Annotated in this window: 28 protein-coding genes; 23 read left to right on the top strand and 5 right to left on the bottom strand. The window is 72.8% G+C overall.

All coding sequences use genetic code 11. From position 1 onward, the window contains the following. The first annotated feature begins 72 nt into the window (after positions 1-72). From ABD644_RS18945 to ABD644_RS18875, 15 genes are all read left to right on the top strand, one after another. A complete protein-coding gene (locus tag ABD644_RS18945) occupies positions 73-750 on the top strand; it encodes an SIMPL domain-containing protein (RefSeq protein WP_344690595.1) in 678 nt (225 codons plus the stop codon). Beyond that, entirely contained in the window at positions 747-1,667 is a 921-nt protein-coding gene (gene ypfJ, locus ABD644_RS18940; protein WP_344690594.1) for a KPN_02809 family neutral zinc metallopeptidase, read from the top strand. The genes ABD644_RS18945 and ypfJ overlap by 4 nt, the downstream gene beginning before the upstream one ends. Before the next feature lie 2 nt (positions 1,668-1,669). Then, positions 1,670-2,449 carry an enoyl-CoA hydratase/isomerase family protein gene (locus ABD644_RS18935; protein WP_344690593.1) on the top strand — a complete coding sequence of 260 codons (780 nt, stop codon included), beginning with the start codon at positions 1,670-1,672 and terminating at the stop codon, positions 2,447-2,449. 199 nt (positions 2,450-2,648) lie between these two features. Next, the gene (locus ABD644_RS18930; RefSeq protein WP_344690592.1) at positions 2,649-3,479 is read left to right on the top strand and encodes a hypothetical protein; all 831 of its coding nucleotides are present in this window, start codon (positions 2,649-2,651) and stop codon (positions 3,477-3,479) included. Positions 3,480-3,482: 3 nt separating this feature from the next. Further along, entirely contained in the window at positions 3,483-4,022 is a 540-nt protein-coding gene (locus tag ABD644_RS18925; RefSeq protein ID WP_344690591.1) for a phage holin family protein, read from the top strand. A gap of 33 nt (positions 4,023-4,055) precedes the next feature. Further along, positions 4,056-4,724 carry a DUF3618 domain-containing protein gene (locus ABD644_RS18920; RefSeq protein WP_344690590.1) on the top strand — a complete coding sequence of 223 codons (669 nt, stop codon included), beginning with the start codon at positions 4,056-4,058 and terminating at the stop codon, positions 4,722-4,724. 209 nt (positions 4,725-4,933) lie between these two features. Continuing rightward, entirely contained in the window at positions 4,934-5,326 is a 393-nt protein-coding gene (locus tag ABD644_RS18915; RefSeq protein ID WP_344690589.1) for a response regulator transcription factor, read from the top strand. Then, positions 5,323-7,113: a sensor histidine kinase gene (locus tag ABD644_RS18910; RefSeq protein ID WP_344690587.1), complete on the top strand. Its 1,791-nt coding sequence runs from the start codon at positions 5,323-5,325 to the stop codon at positions 7,111-7,113. The genes ABD644_RS18915 and ABD644_RS18910 overlap by 4 nt, the downstream gene beginning before the upstream one ends. Before the next feature lie 252 nt (positions 7,114-7,365). Further along, positions 7,366-7,989 carry a hypothetical protein gene (locus ABD644_RS18905; RefSeq protein WP_344690584.1) on the top strand — a complete coding sequence of 208 codons (624 nt, stop codon included), beginning with the start codon at positions 7,366-7,368 and terminating at the stop codon, positions 7,987-7,989. A 32-nt stretch (positions 7,990-8,021) separates the two neighbouring features. Beyond that, complete coding sequence (locus ABD644_RS18900) at positions 8,022-8,687, top strand: signal peptidase I (RefSeq protein WP_344690583.1); 666 nt, start codon at positions 8,022-8,024, stop codon at positions 8,685-8,687. After that, a complete protein-coding gene (locus ABD644_RS18895; protein WP_344690586.1) occupies positions 8,684-9,112 on the top strand; it encodes a hypothetical protein in 429 nt (142 codons plus the stop codon). The genes ABD644_RS18900 and ABD644_RS18895 overlap by 4 nt, the downstream gene beginning before the upstream one ends. Continuing rightward, positions 9,106-9,792: a response regulator gene (locus tag ABD644_RS18890; RefSeq protein WP_344690585.1), complete on the top strand. Its 687-nt coding sequence runs from the start codon at positions 9,106-9,108 to the stop codon at positions 9,790-9,792. The genes ABD644_RS18895 and ABD644_RS18890 overlap by 7 nt, the downstream gene beginning before the upstream one ends. A 132-nt stretch (positions 9,793-9,924) precedes the next feature. Then, positions 9,925-10,548 (top strand): hypothetical protein, encoded by a 624-nt coding sequence (locus tag ABD644_RS18885; RefSeq protein WP_344690584.1) that lies wholly within the window; start codon positions 9,925-9,927, stop codon positions 10,546-10,548. 32 nt (positions 10,549-10,580) lie between these two features. Continuing rightward, positions 10,581-11,246 (top strand): signal peptidase I, encoded by a 666-nt coding sequence (locus tag ABD644_RS18880; protein ID WP_344690583.1) that lies wholly within the window; start codon positions 10,581-10,583, stop codon positions 11,244-11,246. Further along, a complete protein-coding gene (locus ABD644_RS18875) occupies positions 11,243-11,842 on the top strand; it encodes a hypothetical protein (protein WP_344690582.1) in 600 nt (199 codons plus the stop codon). Before ABD644_RS18880 ends, ABD644_RS18875 begins: the two co-directional genes overlap by 4 nt. Before the next feature lie 138 nt (positions 11,843-11,980). Here ABD644_RS18875 and ABD644_RS18870 read toward each other — a convergent pair whose 3' ends face one another. Then, positions 11,981-12,688, bottom strand: coding sequence for a response regulator (locus tag ABD644_RS18870; RefSeq protein ID WP_344690581.1), 708 nt, complete (start codon positions 12,686-12,688; stop codon positions 11,981-11,983). Between the two features lie 270 nt (positions 12,689-12,958). On the opposite strand from ABD644_RS18870, the gene ABD644_RS18865 reads away from it, so the two are divergent. After that, entirely contained in the window at positions 12,959-14,185 is a 1,227-nt protein-coding gene (locus tag ABD644_RS18865; RefSeq protein ID WP_344690580.1) for an acyltransferase family protein, read from the top strand. A 4-nt stretch (positions 14,186-14,189) separates the two neighbouring features. On the opposite strand, the gene ABD644_RS18860 is transcribed toward ABD644_RS18865, so the two are convergent. Continuing rightward, positions 14,190-14,978: an isocitrate lyase/PEP mutase family protein gene (locus ABD644_RS18860; protein WP_344690579.1), complete on the bottom strand. Its 789-nt coding sequence runs from the start codon at positions 14,976-14,978 to the stop codon at positions 14,190-14,192. Between ABD644_RS18860 and ABD644_RS22765 the strand changes: the two genes are divergently transcribed. Both ABD644_RS22765 and bfr read left to right on the top strand, forming a co-directional pair. Continuing rightward, the gene (locus ABD644_RS22765) at positions 14,935-15,339 is read left to right on the top strand and encodes a (2Fe-2S)-binding protein (protein ID WP_425547479.1); all 405 of its coding nucleotides are present in this window, start codon (positions 14,935-14,937) and stop codon (positions 15,337-15,339) included. The genes ABD644_RS18860 and ABD644_RS22765 overlap by 44 nt on opposite strands. Beyond that, positions 15,326-15,814: a bacterioferritin gene (gene bfr, locus ABD644_RS18855; RefSeq protein WP_344690578.1), complete on the top strand. Its 489-nt coding sequence runs from the start codon at positions 15,326-15,328 to the stop codon at positions 15,812-15,814. The genes ABD644_RS22765 and bfr overlap by 14 nt, the downstream gene beginning before the upstream one ends. Before the next feature lie 63 nt (positions 15,815-15,877). Here the strand turns inward: bfr and ABD644_RS18850 are convergent, their stop codons facing one another. Continuing rightward, on the bottom strand, positions 15,878-16,822 hold the full coding sequence (locus ABD644_RS18850; RefSeq protein WP_344690577.1) for an ABC transporter substrate-binding protein: 945 nt from the start codon (positions 16,820-16,822) through the stop codon (positions 15,878-15,880). Next, positions 16,819-17,832: an iron-siderophore ABC transporter substrate-binding protein gene (locus tag ABD644_RS18845; RefSeq protein WP_344690576.1), complete on the bottom strand. Its 1,014-nt coding sequence runs from the start codon at positions 17,830-17,832 to the stop codon at positions 16,819-16,821. Before ABD644_RS18845 ends, ABD644_RS18850 begins: the two co-directional genes overlap by 4 nt. A 104-nt stretch (positions 17,833-17,936) precedes the next feature. On the opposite strand from ABD644_RS18845, the gene ABD644_RS18840 reads away from it, so the two are divergent. Then, positions 17,937-18,854 carry a siderophore-interacting protein gene (locus ABD644_RS18840; protein ID WP_344690575.1) on the top strand — a complete coding sequence of 306 codons (918 nt, stop codon included), beginning with the start codon at positions 17,937-17,939 and terminating at the stop codon, positions 18,852-18,854. A 68-nt stretch (positions 18,855-18,922) separates the two neighbouring features. Continuing rightward, positions 18,923-19,147: a hypothetical protein gene (locus ABD644_RS18835; RefSeq protein WP_344690574.1), complete on the top strand. Its 225-nt coding sequence runs from the start codon at positions 18,923-18,925 to the stop codon at positions 19,145-19,147. Here the strand turns inward: ABD644_RS18835 and ABD644_RS18830 are convergent. Next, a complete protein-coding gene (locus ABD644_RS18830) occupies positions 19,104-19,895 on the bottom strand; it encodes a MerR family transcriptional regulator (RefSeq protein ID WP_344690573.1) in 792 nt (263 codons plus the stop codon). The two genes, ABD644_RS18835 and ABD644_RS18830, sit on opposite strands and share 44 nt — an antisense overlap. A gap of 109 nt (positions 19,896-20,004) precedes the next feature. On the opposite strand from ABD644_RS18830, the gene ABD644_RS18825 reads away from it, so the two are divergent. From ABD644_RS18825 to ABD644_RS18815, 3 genes are all read left to right on the top strand, one after another. Continuing rightward, positions 20,005-21,846 carry a hypothetical protein gene (locus ABD644_RS18825; protein ID WP_344690572.1) on the top strand — a complete coding sequence of 614 codons (1,842 nt, stop codon included), beginning with the start codon at positions 20,005-20,007 and terminating at the stop codon, positions 21,844-21,846. Beyond that, complete coding sequence (locus ABD644_RS18820) at positions 21,843-22,259, top strand: cupredoxin domain-containing protein (protein ID WP_344690571.1); 417 nt, start codon at positions 21,843-21,845, stop codon at positions 22,257-22,259. Before ABD644_RS18825 ends, ABD644_RS18820 begins: the two co-directional genes overlap by 4 nt. Before the next feature lie 64 nt (positions 22,260-22,323). Then, positions 22,324-23,628: a hypothetical protein gene (locus ABD644_RS18815; protein ID WP_344690569.1), complete on the top strand. Its 1,305-nt coding sequence runs from the start codon at positions 22,324-22,326 to the stop codon at positions 23,626-23,628. The last annotated feature ends 35 nt before the right edge of the window (positions 23,629-23,663 follow it).

Genomic DNA, 23,663 nt, shown 5'->3' with positions numbered 1-23,663 from the left:
CGGTGGGCGCCCGGCCCGCGCGGCACGCGCCGGACTCCGGGACGATCAGCTCCGAACCGACTGGAGGCCCCGATGAGCACCGCCGTCCCCGTCCCCACCGTCACCGTCCGCGGCGAGGCGCTCCTGGTCGTCGATCCTGAGATCGCCGACCTCGGGGTCACCGTGCGAGTCCGGGCCCGCGACCGCGAGACCGCCCTCGAGCGAGTCCGGGCCCGGCAGGACGACGTGACCGCGGCCGTGCGGGCCGCCGGCGACGCCGTCGAGACCGCCGAGACGACCCGCGTCGCCGTGTACCCCGGCAGCCGTCCGGACGGCGCCCCCGGCGATCCGGTGGCCAGCCAGCACACCCGGATCACGGTCGGCCGGCTGGACGCGGTCGGCGACCTGCTCGTGGCGCTGGGCCGGCTGGACGACGTCGAGGTGTCGGGACCCTCGTGGGGCCTGCGGCCCGACAGCCCGGCCTACGAGCAGGCCCGGCTGGCGGCGGTGACCGACGCGGTCCGCCGTGCGCGGACGTACGCGGCGGCCTTCGGCGCCGAGCTGACCGCGCTGCTGGAGGTCTCCGACGCGGGGATGTCGGGCGGCCTCCGAGTCGCGGGGGCGATGGAGACGGTGGCACTGTCCGTGCCGGGCGGGCTCCACCTGGACCTGACGCCGGCACGGTCCGAGGTGCACGGCGCGGTCGAGGTGCGGTTCGCGATGTCGGCGCCGGACAGCGGTACGTGGAGCACGGAGGTCTTCCGAGGATGAGGTATCGCGAGGGCGGCAGCCTCGACACGTCGGCAGTCCAGGATCGCCGCGGCGGAGGCGGGCGGCTCGGTGGCGGGCGCGGCCTCGCCGTCGGGGGCGGCGGCCTGGGCGTGGCCGGTCTGGTGGTCTTCGTGCTCATCCAGCTGCTCGGCGGCGGTGGCGGCGACGTCGGCTCGGCCCTCAGCGGGCTGGGCGGGCTCGGGCAGGGCGAGCAGGCCGACAACAGCCAGCTCGAGCAGGCCTGCGACGACAGCGGCGACGCCAACACCTCGGTCGACTGCGCGGTCGTCGCCGACATCGAGTCCATCCAGGACTTCTGGACGACGCAACTGGGCGAGCGCTACGTCCCGACCGACACGGTGTTCTTCTCCGGGCAGGTGCAGACCTCGTGCGGCGGGGCCACCAGCGGATCGGGCCCCTTCTACTGCCCGGCCGACCAGCGCGTGTACATCGACCTGAGCTTCTTCGACCAGCTCCAGGAGCAGTTCGGCGCCCAGGGCGGCCTGTTCGTCAACGCCTACGTGATCGCCCACGAGTACGGGCACCACGTGCAGAACGTGCTCGGCACCAACCGGCAGGTCACCCCCGGCGAGTCCGGGCCCACCAGCGGCACGGTCCGCCTCGAGCTGCAGGCCGACTGCTACGCAGGCGCGTGGGCCAACCACGCCGAGACCGTGCCCGACGACTCCGGTCAGCCGCTGATCGAGGAGATCACGCAGGACGACATCGACCGGGCGCTGGACGCGGCCGGGCGGATCGGTGACGACTTCATCCAGGAGAACCTGGGCAACGGCACCGTGAACCAGGACGCGTTCACCCACGGCTCGTCCGAGCAGCGCCAGCGCTGGTTCCTCACCGGGTACGAGACCGGCGACCCGGCGCAGTGCGACACGTTCGGCACCGACGACCTCGGTTGACGATGAGCGCACACCTCGCCGTCACCCGGGACGGCCCGGTCGCCGTGCTGACCATCGACCGCCCCGAGAAGCGCAACGCAATGACGGCGCGCATGTGGGCCGAGCTGCCCGACGTGCTCGCCGGTGCGGCCGCCGACCCCACCGTCCGCGTGCTGGTCGTCACCGGTGCGGGGCCGAGCTTCTGCGCCGGCGCGGACATCGGTGACCTGCTCGGCGGCGACGATCCGGCCGACCCGATGGCCGACGTCCGCCGGCACAACCTCGCGGCTCAGGCGGCGCTCCGGGAGTTCCCGACGCCCACCGTGGCGATGATCCGGGGGCACTGCATCGGCGGCGGGGTGGAGATCGCCGCGGCCTGCGACCTGCGGTTCACCGACCCGACCGGGCGCTTCGGGGTCACCCCGGCCAAGGTCGGCATCGTCTACGCACCGAGCTCGGTGAAGGCCCTGATCGACCTGGTCGGGCCCGCCACGGCGAAGTACCTCCTGTTCAGCGGAGAGCAGATCGACGCAGCCACGGCCCTGCGCACCGGGCTCGTGGACCGGGTGGTGGACCCGGCCGATCTCGAGACCGAGGTGCACCGCTTCGCCACCGTCCTCGCGTCCCGTTCTGCGCTCACGCAGCGCGCCGTCAAGGAGGTCGTGCGCGCGCTGGAGGGCGGGGGCGACGGCGCGGCCGAGGCGGCCCGCTGGTACCGGAAGACGGTCAGCTGCGGAGAGCTCGCCGAAGGCGTGGCCGCCTTCGGCGAGCGACGCCCACCGCGATTCCCGTGGCCGGTCTGACCGGTCGTTTCCGTTTCGGAGTCACCCGGTCGGGGGTACCGAGTCCTCGCGGCGCTCCCTGAAGAAGGCGGGGAGCGATGCGGCTCTCCGCATCACACGCCTGCCCGCCGGGTTCCGAAGCGCATGGATGCGCCGGAGCACGTCTGCGGCCAGGGAGCGCCTCAGCCGACCCCCATGAAGAAACTGCCGAGGAGGACCGATGACTCATTCCATCGACGCCCCACTCCCGCCCCCCGCCACCACGGGGACGGGCACCTACACGCCCCCCACCACCGCCACGGGCTCCCCGTCGACGTCGGACGTCGCGCGCGACGAGGCCATGAACGTCAAGGACACCGCGGCGCAGGCCGGCAGCCAGGTCGCCTCGACCGCCGCCGACCAGGCCAAGGAGGTCGCGCACGAGACCCAGCGTCAGGCCAAGGACCTGCTCGACCAGGGCCGCGCGCAGCTGAAGGACCAGACGATCACCCAGCAGCAGAAGGCCGCCCAGGGCCTCACCTCCCTGGCGCAGGAGCTACGCGGCCTGGCCGACGGAACCAGTGCCGGCGCCCCCGGCCCCGCCCGTGACCTGCTGCAGCAGGCCTCCGGGATGGTCGAGACCTTCGCCGACAAGCTGCAGAACCGGGAGCCGGCGCAGCTGCTCGACGAGGTGCGCGACTTCGCCCGCCGCAAGCCCGGCATGTTCCTGCTCGGCGCGGCCGCCGCCGGCGTCCTCGCCGGCCGGCTGACCCGCGGCGTCCAGGCCGCGCACTCCGACTCGTCGGGCAACGGCTCCGGGTACCGCCCCGGCCAGACGAACTACGTCGACCCCGCGCCGACGTACTCGGACTACACGGCCACGGGCCCCGACTACACGGGTACCGACTACCCGAGCACCGGCGCCCCGCTCGCCCCTGCGACGACGCCCGGCACGGGCGCCCCGCTGCCTCCGCCGCCCTACGGCACGGTCCCGCCGGCCGGCAGCGTCGTGCCACCGGCGGCCCCGGCGGGCTGGGACGACCCGAGCCGGCGCCCGGGCGGGGTGGGCTGATCCATGAGCTCCCCCTACTCCGGGGCGACGCCGGCGGGCGCGCCGCAGACCTACCCGTCGCAGGGCTTCTCGGACACCGCGGAGATCCCGACGACGACGCAGCAGAACTACGCGGCGGACTACAGCGGCGCCATGGGCACGCCCACCACGGCCGAGGGGCGACCCGACGTCGAGGGCACATCGGTGGGCCAGCTGATCGGTGAGGTGACCAAGGACCTCTCGACGCTGATGCGCCAGGAGCTCGAGCTGGCCAAGGTCGAGGTCAAGACCGAGGCCAAGAAGGCCGGCCAGGGCGCGGGCATGTTCGGCGCCGCCGGGTTCGCCGGCTACATGGTGCTGATGTTCGCCTCCTTCGCCCTGTGGTGGGCGCTGGCCAACCTCATGGACATCGGCCTGGCCGCGCTGATCGTCGCGATCCTCTGGGGCGTCATCGGCGCCGTGGCGTTCGTGATGGGCAAGAAGAAGTTCCAGCAGGTCAACCCCAAGCCCGAACGCACCGTCGAGACCCTCCAGCAGGTTCCCGGCGCCCTCAAGCCCCACTGACCCCCCGACCGCAGAGCATCAGGAGTCGCAGACATGACCAGCAGTGACCCGGACGTCATCCGGCGGCAGATCGAGGAGACGCGGCGCGAGCTCAGCTACGACGTCGACGCCCTCAACGAGAAGGTCAACCCGGCGCGCGTCGTCGACCGGCGGGTCTCCGCCGCGAAGGGACGCGTGACCAGCCTCAAGGAGAAGGTCATGGGCAGCGCGTCAGACACCACCGCCTCGATGCACGGCACCGCCGCCAACGCAGCCGGCTCGGTGCAGAACGCCGCCTCCGGCGCCGTCGGCACCGTGCAGGACGCCGCGTCGTCGGCGGCCGGCGCCGTGCAGCAGGCACCCGACGCGATCGTCCGGCAGACCCAGGGCAACCCCCTGGCCGCAGGCGTCATCGCCTTCGGCGTCGGATGGCTGGTCTCCAGCCTCCTGCCGGCGTCGGAGAAGGAGAAGCAGCTCGCCCAGCAGGCCGAGAGCGCCGTCAAGGAGCACAAGGACACGCTGCTCGAGCCCGCCAAGCAGGCGGCCCAGGAGATCGGCGAGCAGCTCAAGCCCGCCGCTCAGGAGGCCGTGGAGTCGGTCAAGGCGACCGCCCAGGACGCCGCCTCCACCGTCAAGGAGGAGGGCCAGACCGCCGTCCAGGACGTGCAGGGCCAGGCCCAGGAGTCCAAGAGCAAGGTGCAGACCCAGGCCTCCAGCTCCTGACCCACCGGGGTCGGTGACCAGCCGACCGCAGCGACTGCGCCCCGCCGGGATCTCCCGGCGGGGCGCAGTGCTGTGCGGCCTCACCCCTGCGGGTGAGACCCGCCCCGGCGCACTGCAGCCCTCCCCCCGGATGACCGTTGTCCCAGGTGACAACGCCATCCGGCTCCGCGCGGACACCTCGCCGCGGCGCCCCGACCGACGGGAGCACCGTGGACGCGAGCCTGCCCGTCCGGGTGCTGGTGGCCGACGACGAGGAGGACATCCGCGCGCTGGTCTGCCTGGCCGTGCGCAAGGCCGGCGCCGGCGAGGTGACCGCGGTCGCCGACGGCTCCGCCGCCCTGGCCGCGGCCCGCAGCGGCCTGCCGGACCTCGCCGTCCTCGACGTGTCGATGCCCGGCGCGTCCGGTCTCGAGGTGTGCGCCGCGCTGCGCCAGGACCCCGCCACGGCCGGCATCCGCATCCTGCTGCTGTCGGCCGGCGCCTCGCTCGAGGACGTCGCCCGAGGCCTGGCGGCAGGGGCCGACGCGTACCTCGCCAAGCCCTTCTCCGTCGCAGGCCTGGTGCACCAGGTCCGCAGCCTCACCGAGCGCCAGCCGGCATGACGACGGCGGTCCTCGGCCGGCCGGCGCCCCAGGATCAGCGGCGCCGCTGGTTCCGCGGTCTCCTGCCGGGCGCCTCCTCGGTGCTCGGACGATCGCTGCCCTCCACGGCGATGTTCGCCGTCACCGCTGGGCTGCTCGCCCTCGGCGCGTTCCCCGTCGTCGACGGCGAGCTGGTCGCGGCCGGCCTGGTGCTGGCCGCGCTGACCACCGCGGTGACCACCGCGACGGCCCGCCTGGTGGACCGGAACTCGACCGGGGACAGCGCCGTCCTCGTGCCGGCCGCACACCTGGCGGCCGTCGCGCTGCTCAGCGCGGGCACCGGCTCCCCCGCCGTCCTGTTCCTCCTGCTCGGGCCCGTGCTCGCGCTGGCCCTCACGCCCGGCCGCCGGCACGTGCTCGTGGCCGCCGTCGGCACCGCCTGCGTGCTCCTGGTGCCCGGCGCCCTCAACTCCCTGTCACCCGCACCGACAGACCTCCCGGGCGCGCTGCTGCTCGGGCCGCTGGCCGTGGCGGTCGGCGGGCTCGCGGTGAACGAGGCCGCGCGCCGGCACGGCCTGCGCGCGGCGGAGGTGGTCCGGCTGCGGACCGAGCGGTCGGCGCTCCTGGCGCAGGTGCAGACGCGGGCCGACGAGCTCGATCTCGCCACCCGCATGCTGGCCGCCCGCGCCCAGACCATGACCAGCGTCATCGACGCCGTCACGGAGCAGTCGATCATCGGCACCGACCGCGACGGCGTCATCCGCGTGTGGAACCCCGGCGCCGAGCGGATGCTCGGGCTCCCCCGCGCCGACGTCGTCCGCACGCGGTCGATCGTCGAGTTCCACCTGCCCACCGAGCTGGAGACCGCCGCCGAGGACGCCGGATCGGCCGCGGGCATGGCCGCCCTCGTGCACGCCGCGCAGGAGCACGGCAGGGACGTGCGGGACTGGACCTACGTGGCCGCCGACGGCCGGCAGCGCACCGTGTCCGTGGCGATCACGCCGCGGACCGACGACTCCGGCGCGCACGCCGGCTGGAACTTCGTCGGCACCGACATGACCGAGGTGCGGGCCACCGAGCGGATGAAGGACCAGTTCGTGAGCCTGATCAGCCACGAGCTGCGGACGCCGCTGAGCTCGATCCTCGGCTACCTGGAACTGGTGCTGGACGACGAGGAGCAGACGCTCACCGACGAGCAGCGGGCCTACCTGGGCACCGTCGAGCGCAACGCACACCGGCTCCAGCGCCTGGTCGGCGACCTGCTGTTCACCGCGCAGGTCGAGGCCGGCCGGTTCACGCTGCAGCCCGAGGACGTCGACCTCGCGGCGGTCGTCCGTGCCGCGGAGGAGACCGCCCGGGTCAACGCCACGAACGGCGGGGTCGAGATCTCGGTGGACGTGCCCGACGACGGTCTCGTCGTCCCTGGCGACGCCGTGCGGCTCGGCCAGGCCTGCGACAACCTGGTCTCCAACGCGGTGAAGTTCACGCCGACCGGCGGCCAGGTGACCCTCACCCTGCGCCGGGCCTGGCAGGCGGCCGACGGCGAGGTGCTCGACCACGAACTGCCGGGCACGGCACCGGTCGCCCGTCTCGCGGTCAGCGACACCGGTGTCGGCATCCCGGCCGGCGAGCAGGGGAAGCTGTTCACCCGCTTCTTCCGGGCGTCGACCGCCCAGCGCAACGCCGTCCCCGGCGTCGGGCTCGGCCTGACCATCACCAAGGCCATCACCACCGCCCACGGCGGCGCGCTCGACGTGACCAGCGCCGAGGGCCAGGGCACCACCTTCACCTTGACACTCCCGGTTTAACCCAATAACTCTGTCGTCCTCCGGACGACACCGCGGCCAATGGCCGTCCCCCGGTGCGTTGAGCCGCTGCGTCACGCCTGCGCGGACCCCTCCGGGGCCCACTCGGCGCGACCTGACCGTCCCCGGCTCTTCAACTCCCCTTCTTCTTGCGCTTCTCTTGCGGATTGCTCCATTCGGGCGTGCGGAATGACGGTCACCTTGGTCCTTGTCAGCGGGAAGGCCTGCTGGCACGGACGAAAGGGAGAAACGGACATGACCAGCAAGCCCCGCACCATCGCTTCCAGCTCCACCGCCCGCAAGGTCGTCGGCTCGCTCGGCGTCCTGGGCACCGCTGCCGCGGTCGCCGGCATGGGCACCTTCGGTGGCTTCACCGACAGCACCGCCCCGGTCGCCACCACGATCCAGTCGGGCACCCTCTCCATCGACCTGACCCAGCAGGGCTACAGCGTCCCGGTGACCACCGCCGGCTTCCTGCCCGGTGACTCGCTCACCCGCGCGGTGAACCTGGTCAACGACGGCAACTCCGCCCTCGGCTCGGTCACGCTGAACTCCTCCGCCACGGCCGGCAGCATCCTGACCACCGACATCGTCAACGGCCTGCAGCTGGCCGTGAAGAAGTGCTCGGTGGCGTGGACCCAGGGCGGCACCGCGCTGGCCCCGACCTACACCTGCTCGGGCACCGAGACCCTCGTCGGCTCCGGCCCCGCCGTCAGCACCATCAACCTGGCCGGCGCGGCCGCGCTGAACGCCGGTGGCACCGACCACCTGACGTTCTCCATCTCGCTGCCGACCACGGCCGACAACACCTTCCAGGGCAAGTCCGCGTCGCTGAGCCTGACCTTCACGGGCACCCAGCGCACCGGCACCGCCCGCTGATCACGGCCTGACGACCACACGGAGATCTCGCCATGACCGCCGTCCTCCCCGTCCGTCGCCCGGGGGCAGCCGTCCAGCTGCCCCCGGCCGGGGACCCGCGCCTGCTGATCGGCCAGTTCGCCGACCAGGCCGGCCACCTCCTGGGCCGCGCCCTGCGCAGCCTGGCCCCGTGGCTGGTACGCGGAATCCTGGGACTGGCAGTCCTGGCCTTCGCCGGCCTGGCCGTCGGACCGCACCTCTTCGACTACCGCACGATGACCATGCTCACCGGCAGCATGGCCCCCGAGATCAACCCCGGTGACGTCACCATCGTCACCCCGATCGCCGTCACCGACATCACCGAAGGCATGGTGCTCACCTACCACCAGCCCATCGGCGAGCGCGCCCTGATCACCCACCGGGTCATCTCGGTCGACAAGACCCTCGACGGCACCGTCACCATCCAGACCAAGGGCGACGCCAACACCGCCGTCGACCCCTGGACCGCCACCCTCGAAGGCGACACCGCCTACCAGGTGCAGGCCGTCATCCCCGACCTCGGCCACCTCATCCAGGCCCTGCGCACCCCCGTCATCACCCAGGCCCTCACCTACGGCGCCCCCACCCTCCTGGTCGGCTGGCTCCTGCTCACCATCTGGCGCCCCACCCCCACCGACGACACCCAGCACCCCGAGGACACCAAGGAGGCCCAGGCATGACCACCACCCGACGCATCCTGGTCCTGACCGCCCTCGCGGCCACCATGTTCCTCGGCAGCGGAGCCGCCGCCCAGGCGTCGTTCACCGAGTCCGCCAAGGTGACCGCCACCCCGATGTCGATCGCCACCGGCACCGTGAGCGCGCCGGCCGCCGGCTCGGGCTCGCTCACCTGCGGCCGGACCAGCGCCACCATGGGCCTGACCTGGACGAAGAGCACCTCGGCCCGCATCAGCGGCTACCGCGTGACCGTGCACTTCAGCGACGGCTACACGCAGACCGTCGACAAGGCCGCGACCGACACGTCGTGGTCCCAGGGCATCACCCTCTACAACGTCACCGCCTACGCCGTCCGGTACACGGTCAGCACCGTGACCGACTACGGGTGGACCGCCGAGTCGGCCTCGACGGGGTGGTTCCAGTGCTGACCGCCCTGGTCGTCGACGACGAGTCCGACGCCCGCCGCCGCGTCGCCGGCCTGCTCCGCCTCGGCGGGTGGCAGGTGCGCGAGGCCACCGGCGCCGAGGACGCGCTCCGCCAGGCCGCGACCGACGACCCCGACCTCGTCGTCACCGACGTGTCGATGCCCGGGCAGAACGGGCCGACGATGCTCCGCCGCCTGCGGCACAACGGCTCCCGGGCCCGCTTCGTCGTCGTCACCTCCGACCCGACGCCGGACGTGCGCGCCGAGGCAGCCGCCGCCGGCGCCCTGGCCACGCTGGCCAAGCCGGTCGAGGCCCGCATCCTCCTGGACTTCCTGCGCCGCCGGACCACGGGGCCGGCTGCGCAGGAACCGACCGCCGAAGACCGGCCGTCGGCGATCACCGACGTCGACGACCTGCACGACGAGGACCTCGACGCCGAGCTCATGGACCGGCTGCAGGAGATGTATGCCAGCGCGCTGCCGGGCCGGCTCTCGGCGATCGCGGCCGGCGCTCGAGCCGGGGACGCGGCCGCCGTCGCGTCGGCGGCGCACACGCTGGCCGGGACCAGCGGGCAGCTGGGGCACCCCGCGGTCGCCGAGGTGTGCCGGGCCATCGCGGCGGACGCCCGCCGCGGCGTCCTCGCCCACGCCCGCGTCGTCCAGCTGAGGGCTCTGGCCATGTGATCTGTCGTCCTCCGGACGACACCGTTCTTGCGGGTTTCTTGCGGATCGCACGCGGCTGGCCTGCGGTTGCTCCCGGAAAGTCGTCTGTGTCAGCGGGAAGGCCGCCGGCACGGACGAAAGGGAGAAACGGACATGACCAGCAAGCCCCGCACCATCGCTTCCAGCTCCACCGCCCGCAAGGTCGTCGGCTCGCTCGGCGTCCTGGGCACCGCTGCCGCGGTCGCCGGCATGGGCACCTTCGGTGGCTTCACCGACAGCACCGCCCCGGTCGCCACCACGATCCAGTCGGGCACCCTCTCCATCGACCTGACCCAGCAGGGCTACAGCGTCCCGGTGACCACCGCCGGCTTCCTGCCCGGTGACTCGCTCACCCGCGCGGTGAACCTGGTCAACGACGGCAACTCCGCCCTCGGCTCGGTCACGCTGAACTCCTCCGCCACGGCCGGCAGCATCCTGACCACCGACATCGTCAACGGCCTGCAGCTGGCCGTGAAGAAGTGCTCGGTGGCGTGGACCCAGGGCGGCACCGCGCTGGCCCCGACCTACACCTGCTCGGGCACCGAGACCCTCGTCGGCTCCGGCCCCGCCGTCAGCACCATCAACCTGGCCGGCGCGGCCGCGCTGAACGCCGGTGGCACCGACCACCTGACGTTCTCCATCTCGCTGCCGACCACGGCCGACAACACCTTCCAGGGCAAGTCCGCGTCGCTGAGCCTGACCTTCACGGGCACCCAGCGCACCGGCACCGCCCGCTGATCACGGCCTGACGACCACACGGAGATCTCGCCATGACCGCCGTCCTCCCCGTCCGTCGCCCGGGGGCAGCCGTCCAGCTGCCCCCGGCCGGGGACCCGCGCCTGCTGATCGGCCAGTTCGCCGACCAGGCCGGCCACCTCCTGGGCCGCGCCCTGCGCAGCCTGGCCCCGTGGCTGGTACGCGGAATCCTGGGACTGGCAGTCCTGGCCTTCGCCGGCCTGGCCGTCGGACCGCACCTCTTCGACTACCGCACGATGACCATGCTCACCGGCAGCATGGCCCCCGAGATCAACCCCGGTGACGTCACCATCGTCACCCCGATCGCCGTCACCGACATCACCGAAGGCATGGTGCTCACCTACCACCAGCCCATCGGCGAGCGCGCCCTGATCACCCACCGGGTCATCTCGGTCGACAAGACCCTCGACGGCACCGTCACCATCCAGACCAAGGGCGACGCCAACACCGCCGTCGACCCCTGGACCGCCACCCTCGAAGGCGACACCGCCTACCAGGTGCAGGCCGTCATCCCCGACCTCGGCCACCTCATCCAGGCCCTGCGCACCCCCGTCATCACCCAGGCCCTCACCTACGGCGCCCCCACCCTCCTGGTCGGCTGGCTCCTGCTCACCATCTGGCGCCCCACCCCCACCGACGACACCCAGCACCCCGAGGACACCAAGGAGGCCCAGGCATGACCACCACCCGACGCATCCTGACGCTGGCCGGTCTGGTCCTGGCCGTGATCGTCGGCACCACGATCCCGGCCTCGGCGACCTTCGCCGACTCGACCTCCGCCCCGACGATGACGATCGCCACCGGCACGGTGGCCGCGCCGACGGGCCTGTGGCTCAACGACTACTGCGTGACCACGACCACCACGGTGCGGCGGACGGTCTACACCGACCCGGTGACCGGCGTCCAGACGCAGACCGCGTACAGCTCCAGCTCGTCCACGGCTACGAGCACCACCAACGTCCAGAGCAGCGTCTCGACGCCGGTGGCCGGCCCGGGGGCGAACGAGACCACCACGACGACGGTCTCGAAGAACACGAACCTGCACGTGACGTTCGGCTGGACGGCCAGCCCGTCGCCCCGGGTGACCGGATACCTGATCTCGGCGTTCCTCGGGATCGACGGCTCGACCGCTCCCCTGCTGACCACCACGGCCACCTCGGTGAGCCAGGTCAACGACGCCGACATGCTCTACTACCAGCCCCGCCTGAAGGTCACCACGCTGACCGCGTACGGCTGGACCGCCGACTCGGGCCTGACTGCCCTGCTCTCCTGCTGACCCCGCCCTCCCCCGTGATCATGAAGTTGGGGAAGCGACACACCGACCGACGTCGACGTGTCGCTTCCCCAACTTCATGATCGTTTCGGGCGGGGCGATGAAGGCGGGCCGAGAGACGGTGCCGTGCGGGGACCGGAGTCAGGCGGCGACGAGGCGGTAGCCGACCCCGCGCACGGTGCGGATCTCAGGCGAGTTCAGCCCGGCAGCGACCAGCTTGCGGCGCAGGTTGGACATGTGCGCCTCGACCAGCCGGAGGTTGCCCTCCCAGTCGGTCTGCCAGACCTCGCGGAGCAGGGTCTCCCGCTGGAGGACGCGGCCGGGCCGGGAGGCCAGGGCGGCGAGCAGGTCGAACTCGGTGCGGGTCAGGTCGACGACCTCGCCGTCGACGCGGACCTCGCGGCTCTCCTCGTCCACCTCGAGCTCGTTGAGCCGGCGGACCGACGTCTCTTCGGCGGCCGGCTCGGGTGCCGGGGCGGCCTGACGCGGGAAGCGGAGCATCGCCTGGACGCGAGCGACGAGCTCGCGCGGCGAGAAGGGCTTGGCCATGTACCCGTCGGCGCCGACGGCCAGCCCGATGAGCAGGTCGACCTCCTCGGCGCGGGCGGTGAGCATCAGGACGTAGGCCTGGCTCTCGGCGCGGATCTGGCGGCACACCTCGGTGCCGTCGGCGTCGGGCAGGCCGAGGTCGAGCACGATCAGGTCGGGCGCCTCGCGGCGGACCTCCTCCATGCACGCGGCTCCGGAAGCCACCGCACGGACGTCCATCCCGGCCCGTCCGAGCACGGTGACGACGAGCTCGCGGATCTCGTCGGTGTCCTCCACGACGAGCACGGACTGAGCTGCCACGACCTGTCCTCCTCACCCAACGGTCGTCGGCGCGGAGGGCAGACCCCTTCGTCACCTGACCGGGTGATCGGCAGGAGCGGCATTCCCCTTGAGTCCAGCGGACTTGCCGGTTTCCGTGGGCCTCCCCGAACGGGTGACGAGAGGCCCCTGCGGAATCGCTGTGAGGTGTCCCACAGCGGTCCTCGCGGACCAGCGGCGATCACTCTCCGTGTTCGCCGGAGGTGGTTTCGGGGAGGCGGCCATTGGTAACGAATGCATAACGTGGAGCCGATGACTGCCCCGCCGACCTCGGCCCCCCGAGCCACCGACGGCAGCCGCACCCGCGAGGGGCGCCGGCTCGATCTCGACGTCGTCCGCGGCCTGGCCATCGTCCTGGCGCTGGGCTGGCACTTCAGCGGCACCCCGACCGGCAACGCCGTGATCGACACGCTCACCTGGCCCGGCCGCACGTTCGGCTGGGCCGGCGTCGACCTGTTCTTCGTGCTCAGCGGCTTCCTGCTCGGCCGGCTCGTGCTCAACGAGCAGGCCCGCACCGGCCGCTTCGACGGCCGGCGCTTCACCGCCCGGCGGCTGCTCAAGCTGTGGCCGGTGCTGTACGTCTTCCTCGCCGTCCACGCGCTGTTCGGCCCGGAACCCGTCGGGTCGTACCTGTGGCAGAACGCGGTGCACCTGCAGAACTACGCGGGCACGTCGCTGGCGCACCTGTGGTCGCTCGCGGTCGAGGAGCACTTCTACCTGGCCCTCGCGGTGCTGTTCCCGCTGTTCGCGCGCCGCAAGGGCTCGCCGCGGGCGCTGGCGGCGATCCTGGTCGGCGTGCTGGTCGCGGCGCTGGCGCTGCGGATCTGGGGTTACACGCAGGGCATCAGCGACGTCCGGCTGCAGTGGCGCACCCACTTCCGCGTGGACTCGCTGACCTTCGGTGTCCTGCTGGCGCTGGTCAGCGTGCACTGGCCGGAGCTGTTCGAGCGGGTGCAGCAGCGCCGCCGGCTGCTGGCCGGCGTGCTCGCCGTCGGCGTCCTGCACCTCGTCGTCTTCGGGAAGTCGGGCCCGATCGGCACCACGATCGGCTTCACGGTCGCGTACCTGACGGCGGCCGCGCTCCTGCTGCTGGTCTTCCGCGCCCGGTGGGTGCCGCGGGCCCGGTGGATCGCAGAGCCGATGGCCATGCTCGGCCGCTACTCCTACGGCATCTACATCTGGCACCTGTTCGCCGCGCACGTCGCCCTCGACCTGCTCCCGGGCCTGGATCCGGAGTCGACGGGTGCGTGGGCGCAGGCGATCGAGTACTCCGTCGCGATCGCCGTCGGGGTCCTGGCCACCGTGGCCGTGGAGAAGCCGGCGCTCCGGCTGCGCGACCGCCTGCTGCCGGCGAAGGACCACGCCGGCCCGGGCCGCGACGACGACGTCCCCGTGCACGCCCGCACGCGGCGGACGCCCTCGCACGTGTCGATCACCCTGCCGGCGCGCCACGACCCGCTGGTGCGCGCGGCGGCCTGACGCCTCAGTTCAGGCGGCGCGTGGTCTCGGGGAGCACGCCGCCGGCGACGATCGCCGCAGTCGCGTCCTGCAACGCCGTGAGGGCCACCTGCTGGGTGAAGGGCCCGGTGGACACCCGGGCGACGCCGAGTTCCTGCAGCTCACGTGCCGGCAGCGACTTCCCGGGCACGCTGATCACGCTGACCTTCCGCTCCCCCAGGCCGTCGACGAGCGCCGCGATCTCGTCGCGGGTGACCGCACCCGGGACGAAGACGACGGGGGCGCCGGCGTCCAGGTACGCCCGGCCGCGCCGGATCGCCTCCTGCACGGCGGCCTTCCGGTCCTCGGCCCGCAGCATCGCGTCGGTGCGAGCGTTGAGCACGAAGTCGATGCCGGCCTCCCGGCCCGCCCGGAGCACGGCCTCGACGTCGGCGACGGCCTCCTCCAGCGGCTTCATCTTGTCCTCGAGGTTGCCGCCGACGGCGCCCATCTCGATCACCCGCCGGGCGGTCTCCCCCGCGTCGCCGTAGCCGGCCTCGAAGTCCATGGTCACCGGCAGGTCCACCGCCGAGGTGATCAGGCCGACCATGTCCAGGTGCAGGTTGAGCGGGATGTTCTCGCCGTCCTCGAACCCGAAGCTCGCGGCGATCGAGTGGCTGGCCGTCGCCAGGGCCCGGACGCCGTCGGTCGCGGCGACCACCCGGGCCGAGACGACGTCCCAGACGTTGGCCAGCACCAGGATCTCCGGCGCTTCGTGGAGCTCGAGCAGGATGCGGGCGCGCTCGGCGAGGTCAGGCCGGGTCGGATCAGACATGGACCCGAACCTAGGCGACTCGTCGACAAGCCGACATGCCGACAGGACGGAAGACCCTGGCGCAAGGGACTTAGGAGAGGCTAACCTCCAGGCGACGCCCGGCGGTGCTCCTGCCGGCTCTCCATACCGGCCGGCTCCTGCGAGGCAACCGCTCATGTACGTGTGTCACTGCGCCGTGGTCACCGACCGCGACGTTCTCGAGTCCGTCGCCAACGGCGCGCGCTGCGTCAACGACGTCGCCCGCCAGACCGGGGCCGGCCGCATCTGCGGCGGATGCATCAGCACGGTGCGCGAGCTGGTGTGCCAGGCTTGCCCGGTCACAGCCGAGCGAGAACAAGAGGTGGCCCGTGCAGCCCGTTAGCCCCCGTGTGGTCGAACTGCTCAACGAGGCGTTGACCTTCGAGCTCACCGTCACCAACGCGTACTTCCTGCACGCCCGGATGCTCGACTCGTGGGGCCTGAACAAGCTCGGCAAGGTGTTCTACGACCTGTCCATCGACGAGATGAAGGACGCCGACGCCATCATCTCGCGCGTCCTGCTCTTCGACGGCCACCCCAACGTGCAGCGGCTGAACGCGATCCGGGTCGGCGAGACGCCCGAGGAGATGCTGGTCCTCGCGCTCGACAGCGAGAAGGCCGCCGTCGCGCAGTTCAACGCCGCGGCCAAGGAGTGCCACGACCTCGGCGACCACGGCACCGCCTCGGTGTTCGAGGAGATGGTGCTCGACGAGGAGAAGCACGTCGACTGGTTCGAGGCGCAGCTCGGCGCGATCGAGCGGGTCGGCCTGCCGCAGTACCTGGCCCAGCAGATCCCGGCCGGCGAGGCGCCCGCCTGACCCCTGATCACCACGCACTGAGGGCTGCCTCCCGACCTCGGGAGGCAGCCCTCATCTGCGTTCTCACCCGGCGAGCAAGTCCTCCAGCGCGTCGAGCTGCAGGTTCGCCGCGGTGAGACCGATGCCGGTGAAAAACACGTCGTCCTCGACGGCGTAGGCCCGGCCTTCCTGGACGGCGGTCAGCCGGGGCCACAGCGGCCCGGCCAGCGCCCCGGCGAGGCCCGACTCGTCGTCGGCGCCGTAGGAGGAGTAGAGGACGACGTCGGCGTCGATCCGGGTGAGCTCCTCGGGGCTGAGCTCGGTGAAGGTCGGCACGTCAGCCGTGGGCAGCTCCAGCTGGGTGAGGCCGATGTCGGCCAGCACGGTGCCGATGAACGACGCGGCGCTGTAGACCCGGATCGTCCCGCCGACGAAGCGGGCCGTGCCCACGGTGGTGGCCGACGGGTCGCCGACCGACGCGCCGAGCTCCGCGGCCCGCTGCTCGTAGTCGTCGAGCGCCCGCTCGGCCTCGTCCTCGAGCCCGAGCGCCTCGCCCGCCAGCCGGAAGTTGTCCTTCCACACCGCCCCGACCCGCTCCGCGAACACGGTGGGGGCGATCTGGGCCAGCTGGTCGTAGATGTCCTCGTGCCGCACCTTGTTGGACAGGATGAGATCGGGCTGCAGCGCCGCGATCGCCTCCAGGTTCGGCTCGGCGATCGTGCCGACGACCTCCACCCCGTCGGCGTCCTCGGCGAGGTAGCTGAGGAAGCCCTCGGCGACGTCCGTGGTCACCGCACCCACCGGCGTGACCCCGAGGGCCAGCGCGGAGTCCAGCTCACCGGTGTCGAGGACGACGACCCGCTCGGGGCGCGCCGGGATCTCCGTCGTCCCCATGGCGTGCTCGACCGTGCGCGGGAACGCGGCGTCCGCCGAGTCCGAGCCGGCGGCCTCCTGCGACTCCGCGGCGCCACCGCACCCGGCCAGCCCGAGCGCGGCGGCGGCGAGGAGCGCGGCGAGCCGGCGGCTCATCGGGCGTTCTCCGCGGCGGCGGCGAGCTGGTCGACGAGCTGGTCGAGTGCGTAGGGCAGCGACAGCACGCTCACCGAGCTGACCGCCGCGCCGAAGCTCTCGTCGTCGATGAGGACGGCGGCGTCGTCCTGGATCGCCGGCACCTGGCCGTAGATCGGCAGCGCCGCGACCTCCTCGGCCGACAGCCCGTCGGCGAACCCGACGATCACGTCGGACTCGATGTCCGGTGCGCTCTCCAGCGCGAGCTGGGCGTAGAAGGAGCTCTCGCTGTCGCCGCCGAGCGTCTCGACGGCGGGCGCGACGGTGAAGCCGAGGTCCTCGATCAGCTGCACCCGCGGGTCGGTGGGCAGGTAGAGGTAGAGCGCCTCGGCGCCCATGCTCGTGTAGGCGAAGGTGAGCCCCTCGAACTCGGGGTGCTCGGCGGCGATCTCGGCGACCCGGCCGTCGGCCTCGGTGATCAGCTCCTCGGCCTCCGCGCTCCTGCCGAGGGCCTCGCCGATCATGCGGGTCTGCTCGCGCCACGGCGTCGTCCACGGCTCACCGGGATAGGCGACGGTCGGCGCGATGCCGCTCAGGCTGTCGTAGACCGACTCCTCGAAGCCCTCGTACGGGGCGAGAATGACGTCGGGCTGCAGCGCGGCGATCGCCTCGAGCGGCGGGCCGTCGGCGGTGTCGAGCAGCGTGGTCACCTCGGGGTCGTAGAGGTCCTCGTTCCACGGCAGCACGCCGTCGTCGCCACCGCCGTAGACGTAGGACGGCATGCCGACCGGGTCGAGACCGAGGGCGTAGACGGTGTCCTGCGCGCTCCACCCGAGGACGACGACCCGCTCGGGCTGCTCCTCGATCGTGGTCTCGCCGAACGTGTGCTCGATCGTGACGGGGAACGCGTCGCTGGACCCGTTGGCGCTGGACGTCTCGGTGGTCTCGTCGGCGGATGCGCCGCAGCCGACGAGCGCCACCAGGGCGAGCGGGACGGCCGCCAGGACCGGCAGTGGGGCACGGACACGCATCTGGATCTCCTCGCTGGTTCTGTGGAACACTGCGCCCCACAAGCGAGGTGAGGCTAGCCTAACTTAGGTTCGCCTAAGCAAGCGGCTACGAGATGAGGTCTCCGATGACGGTCGAGACGGTGCAGGTCCCCGCCTACCGGACGTTCGCGGTGCAGGTCGCGCGGGTGCGGCGGCTGAGCCCGAGCTTCCTGCGGGTGACCTTCACCGGGCCCGACCTGGACCTCTTCGCGTCCAACGGGCTCGACCAGCGGATCAAGGTGCTCCTCCCCCTGCCCGGGCGCGGGATCGCCGACTGCCCCGAGGGCCCCGACTGGTACGGCGCCTGGCGGGCGCTGCCCGCGGAGCGGCAGATGCCGATCCGCACGTACACCGTGCGCGCGGTGCGCAGCGACCCGGCGGAGGTCGACGTCGACTTCGTGCTGCACGGCGCGACTGGACCCGCCTCCGCGTGGGCCGAGCGGGCGGCCGTCGGCGACGAGGTGGTGCTGGTCGGCCCGAACGCGTTGTTCGAGGGTCCGACCGGTGGCATCGAGTGGCACCCGCCGGCCGATGCGTCGTGCCTGTTGATCGCGGGCGACGAGACGGCGGTGCCGGCGATCTGCGCGATCGTCGAGTCGCTGCCGCCGGGGCGCCGCGCCCACGTGCTGCTGGAGGTGCCGACCGCCGGGGACGCGCTGAACCTGGCGGCACCCGACGGCGTGCGGGTGAGCTGGCTGCCCCGCGCGACCGACGCCGGGACGGCGCCCCGCGGGCTCCTGCTGGCCCGGGCACTGATGAACGCCCTGACCGAGCTCGACCTCTCCCCGTCACCGGCAGCCGACCTCGACGACGTCGACATCGAGAGCGGGATCCTCTGGGAGGTGCCGGACGCACCGCGCGGCACTTCCGGCGCCTACGTATGGCTGGCCGGCGAGGCGGGTGTCGTGAAGGGGCTCCGCCGGCACCTCGTGCAGGACGTCGGCATCCCGCGGACCGCCGTGGCCTTCATGGGCTATTGGCGCGAAGGCCGCCCCAGCTCCTGACCCCGACCCGGAGCTTTCGGTACCGAAAGCTGGGATGGTCCATCCGGGTTGCACGATGCCATCGGACGGTGTCACATAGGGAGATGCCCGGTACCTACGACGTCCTGGCCATGGACGGCCTCGGCATCCTCGGCACGGTGGGCTTCTTCGTCCCCGCCGCGCTCCTGATCGCGCTCGTCGTCGGCGCCGTCGTCCGCGACCGCAAGCTCAGCGCCCGGGAGGCCGCCGCGGAAGCCGACGAGGCCGCGTTCAAGCGGGAGGAGATCCCGACTCCTCCTCCGGGAACTGACTGAGCGCCGTCTCGACGGCGGACTCGACGGCGGCGGCCATCTCGGTGCGGAACGCGGCCAGCAGCGCCTGCGCCGCCACCGGCTGCAGTCGCGCCACCATGGCCTGCACCCGCTCCAGCTCCTCCGGCGGCGAGCCCGCCGCCACGAACGACCGCCAGGCGGTGTCGACGAACATCTGCACGTAGGTCTGCGCGATCTCGCGCACGTGCTCGGTGACCGCGGCCTGCGCGGCGATGAGCTCCTCGGGGGGCACGCCCAGCTCCACGACCTGCAGCCCCGCGGTCAGCAGCGCGGGGTCGAGCACTTCGAGCCGGCCGTCGTCCAGCCGGCGGATCAGCCCCAGCTCGACCAGCTGGTCGACGACGGCGGAGTTCTCGGCGACGCCGGCCCGCGCGGCCAGCTCCTGCCCGGTGGTGACCTCGGGCTCGGGCGGCAGCCACGGTGCGAGCAGCGCCCGGTGCAGGGCGAGGGTGGCCGAGCTGGCCGTCGGCGGGGCCGAGGCGAGGGTGCGCTCGATCATCGCCAGCGAGTAGCCCTCGGCCAGCATCTCGCGCACCAGGATCAGGCGGGCGACGTGCTCGCGGCCGTAGTACCCGGTGCGCCCGACCATGCGCGGCGGCGGCAGCAGGCCGCGCGCCGAGTACGCACGCAGGTTGCGCACCGTCACGCCGACCCGCGCGGCGAGCTCGTCGACCGTCAGCTCGCGCTGGGTGTCATCGCCCTCTGGTCGGGGCATTGCCGCCGTGGTCACGGTCACCTCCTCGTCATCGTGACCTCCACCGTAATCCGCTCGTTGATGTATCAGTTGTCGATGTCACCGTCATGGGTGTTGCATAGCTCCATGACACCGAGGGGGTCCCGTGCTGCTTGCCGCTGACACACGTCCGGCCGGAGGTGCCGCCATCGGCGAGGTCCTCCTCGCCACCGCGCTCGGCCTCGGCCTCACCGTGCTCCTGCTCGGGTTGGTGTTCCTGCACCGCACCCGGCGGACCACCGTGCTGACCCGCATCGGCAACCGGCTGGGCAAGGCCACCGGCGTGCCGGCCTGGGTGGCCCTCCCGACGGTGCTCACGACGCTGTCGCTGCTCGTCGCCCTGCTCGGGATGCTGTGGGACATCAGCCTGCACATCGGCATCGGCCGCGACGAGGGCCCGCTGGCCAACCCCGCCCACTACCTGATCCTCTTCGGCCTGTTCGGCGTCTTCGCCGGCGGTGTGCTGGCGTGCTCGATGCCGCTGGACGAGAAGCCAGGCCCCTCCGCCGTCCGCTTCATCAAGGGCTGGGACGTGCCGGTCGGCGGCATCCTGCTCACCGGCGCCGGGTTCTACGCCCTGCTCGGCTTCCCGCTCGACGACGTCTGGCACCGGCTGTTCGGCCAGGACGTGACGCTGTGGGGCCCCACCCACCTGATGCTCATCACCGGCGCGGGGCTCTCGATCATCGGCCTGCTCATCCTCGAGCAGGAGGGCCACGGCGGGCTGTCCACCGACGACGGCGACCGCAAGGTCGGCCGCACCACCCGCTTCGTCCGGCAGGCCTCGGCCATGGGCGGGCTGCTGCTGGGCCTGTCGGTCTACCAGGGCGAGTTCGACTTCGACGTCCCGCAGTTCCGGCTGGTCCTCGAGCCGTTCATGATCGCCGGCGCCGCGGGGCTGGCGCTGGTCGCGGCCCGGCTGTTCATCGGCCGCGGCGGGGCCCTGGCGGCCGCGGCCTTCTTCCTCGTCATCCGCGGCGGCATCGCGCTGATCGTCGGCCCCGGCTTCGGCGAGATCCTGCCAACCTTCCCGCTGTACCTGGGCTCGGCGATCGTCGTCGAGGCGCTGGCGCTGTTCATGTCGTCCGACCGCCGGCCGCTGGTGTTCGGCGCCGTCGCCGGCACCGCGATCGGCACGATCGGCCACGCCACGGAGTGGGGCTGGACCCACGTCGTGCAGACCCTGTCGTGGAACAGCGACATCCTCGTCGAGGGCACGCTCATGGCGATCGGCGGCGGCGTCGCCGGCGCGCTGCTGGGCGTGCTGCTCGCCACCGGGCTGCGCCGCCGGCTCCCCCGCCCGGCGGTCGCCCGCACCGTCCTGCTCGGCAGCCTCGCGCTGATCGCCGTCGGCACGACCAACGGCCTGCTGGCCACGGTGCCCGACGACGTCGAGGCCACCTTCGCCATCGAGGACGTGACCAGCGACCCGCGGACGGCGGACATCACCGTCCAGCTCGACCCGGCCGACTTCCCCGACGACCCGGCGTGGGTGCAGATCACCGCCTGGCAGGGCGACGGCCTGGTCGTGAACGCGCTCGAGCGCACCGGCGAGGGCGAGTACCGGACGACGGAGCCCGTCCCGCTGCACGGCAGCTGGAAGACGCTGCTGCGCGTGCACGACGGGCGGGTGCTCACCGCCTTCCCGATCTACCTGCCCGCCGACGAGGCGATCCCGGCCGACGAGATCGTGGCCGAGGACGGCATGACGCGGGAGGCGATCCCGGAGATCGAGATCCTGCAGCGCGAGCTCAAGTCCTCCGGCGGTGGCCTGTGGGCGGTGGCCAACTTCGTCGTCCTGGGCTGCACGCTGGCCCTGATCGCCGCCATGTCGTGGGGCGTGGGCCGCTACTCCCGGCGGGCCAGCGCCCGGGAGCCGTTCCCCGACACCCCGGCCGACGCCGACAGCGAGACGGCCGGGACCACCACGGGGGCACGCGACCGGTGACCCACCGTCGACTGCTGGCCGCGCTCCTCGTCGGCGGCCTGCTGGTGGCCGGCTGCGCGGGCACCGATCCCGACACCGCCGCCGGGAGCCCAGCGCCGTCGTCGACCTCGTCGTCCTCGTCGTCGTCCCCGGCTGCCTCACCCACCGAGGACGGGCAGCGGATCGAGGTCGAGGTCGCCGGCGGCCAGGTCACCGGCGACACCGGCCGGGTGCCGGTGGCCGCCGGTGAGCACGTCACGCTGTCGATCACCAGCGACGTCGCCGACGAGGTGCACGTGCACGGCTACGACCTGGACGCCGAGCTCGTGCCGGGCACACCCGCCGAGCTGACGTTCGACGCCACGATCCCCGGGGTGTTCGAGGTGGAGCTGCACGAGTCGGGGACGGTGCTGCTCACCCTCCAGGTGTCGTGATCCGCATTGCGACGGTAGGGCGCCGCGCGGCGACCGTCGGCACCCCGCCCAGCGGAGGGGCTGCATGACCGCCGTCGCCCACGGCGTCGGTTCGCGGACCGACCTCCCGATCCCGCTCGGCCTGGCGCTCTACGGCGCAGGGGCGGCGATCCTGTTCGGCTTCGCCGTCCTGCTGCTGTTCTGGCGGACGCCGAAGATCGGTGGCCCCGACTCCGGCCGCCCCCTGCCCGCCGGCGTGCAGCGGGTGCTCGACTCCCCCGTGACCCGCCGGGGCCTGCAGGCGGTGGCGCTCGCGCTCGCGGTGCTGGTCGTCGTGGTGGCGTTCGCCGGGCCCGCCGACGGCGACCGCAACCTGGCGCCGTGGGCGCTGTACGTGACCTTCTGGGTCGGCCTCGTGCCGGCCAGCCTGCTGCTCGGGCCGGTCTGGCGGGTGGCGAACCCGCTGCGGCTGCTGCACCGCGCGCTGCGTCCGGTGCTCCCGGTTCCGCCGGGCGCGGGACGACTTCCTGCGCTGGGGCTGTGGCCGGCCGCGGCGTCGCTGGTGATCTTCCTGTGGCTCGAGCTGGTGTACCCGGACCGCGCCGAGCCGGTCACCGTCGGCGTCTTCCTCCTCGTGCACGCCGTGGTGCACCTGGCTCTGGCCGCGTGGTTCGGCGAGGAGTGGTTCGCCCGGGGCGAGTGCTTCGAGGTCTACTCCACGCTGATCGCCCGGCTCTCGCCGTGGGGACGGCGCGACGACGGCCGGCTCGTGCTGCGCAACCCGCTGGCCAACGCCCTGGCCACACCCGAGCTCCCGGGGCTGGCCGCGGTCGTCGTCGTCCTGCTCGGCTCGACGGCCTTCGACGGCCTGTCCCGCACCGTCTTCTGGCAGACCGGCCCGGGGGCTGCGAACGACGTCTTCTCGGGCACGGTCGGGCTGGCCGTGATGATCGGCGTGGTCGCCGGCCTCTACGTGCTGGGCGCCCGGCTGTCGGGGCGCATGGGCCGGCAGGATCCGGCGATCCAGCCGCGGCGCTACGCGTCGACCGTCGTCCCGATCGCGCTGGGCTACACGGTGGCGCACTACTTCAGCCTGCTGGTGCTCGACGGGCAGAAGACCCCGATCCTGGCCAGCAACCCGTTCGGCACCGCGGGCGTGGACCTGTTCGGCACCTACGGCAACGTGGTCGACCTGAGCGCGGTCAGCGCCGACGCGATCGCCTACGTGCAGGTGCTGGCCGTCGTCGTCGGGCACGTGCTCGGCGTGACGCTGGCCCACGAACGGGCGCTGCGCGCGGCCCCCCGCCGGCCGGCGTCGGACCAGCTGCCGCTGGTGATCGTCATGGTCCTGTTCACCGTCGGCGGGCTCGGGCTGCTGTTCGGCTTCTGACCAGCGGTTTACGCGCTCACCCGAATGGTGGGTCC

The sequence above is a fragment of the Blastococcus jejuensis genome, assembly GCF_039534705.1.
In the GTDB taxonomy this organism is placed as follows: domain Bacteria; phylum Actinomycetota; class Actinomycetes; order Mycobacteriales; family Geodermatophilaceae; genus Blastococcus_B; species Blastococcus_B jejuensis.
The sequence above is the reverse complement of the archived record's forward strand: the minus strand, read 5'-3'. Positions and strand labels throughout refer to the sequence as shown.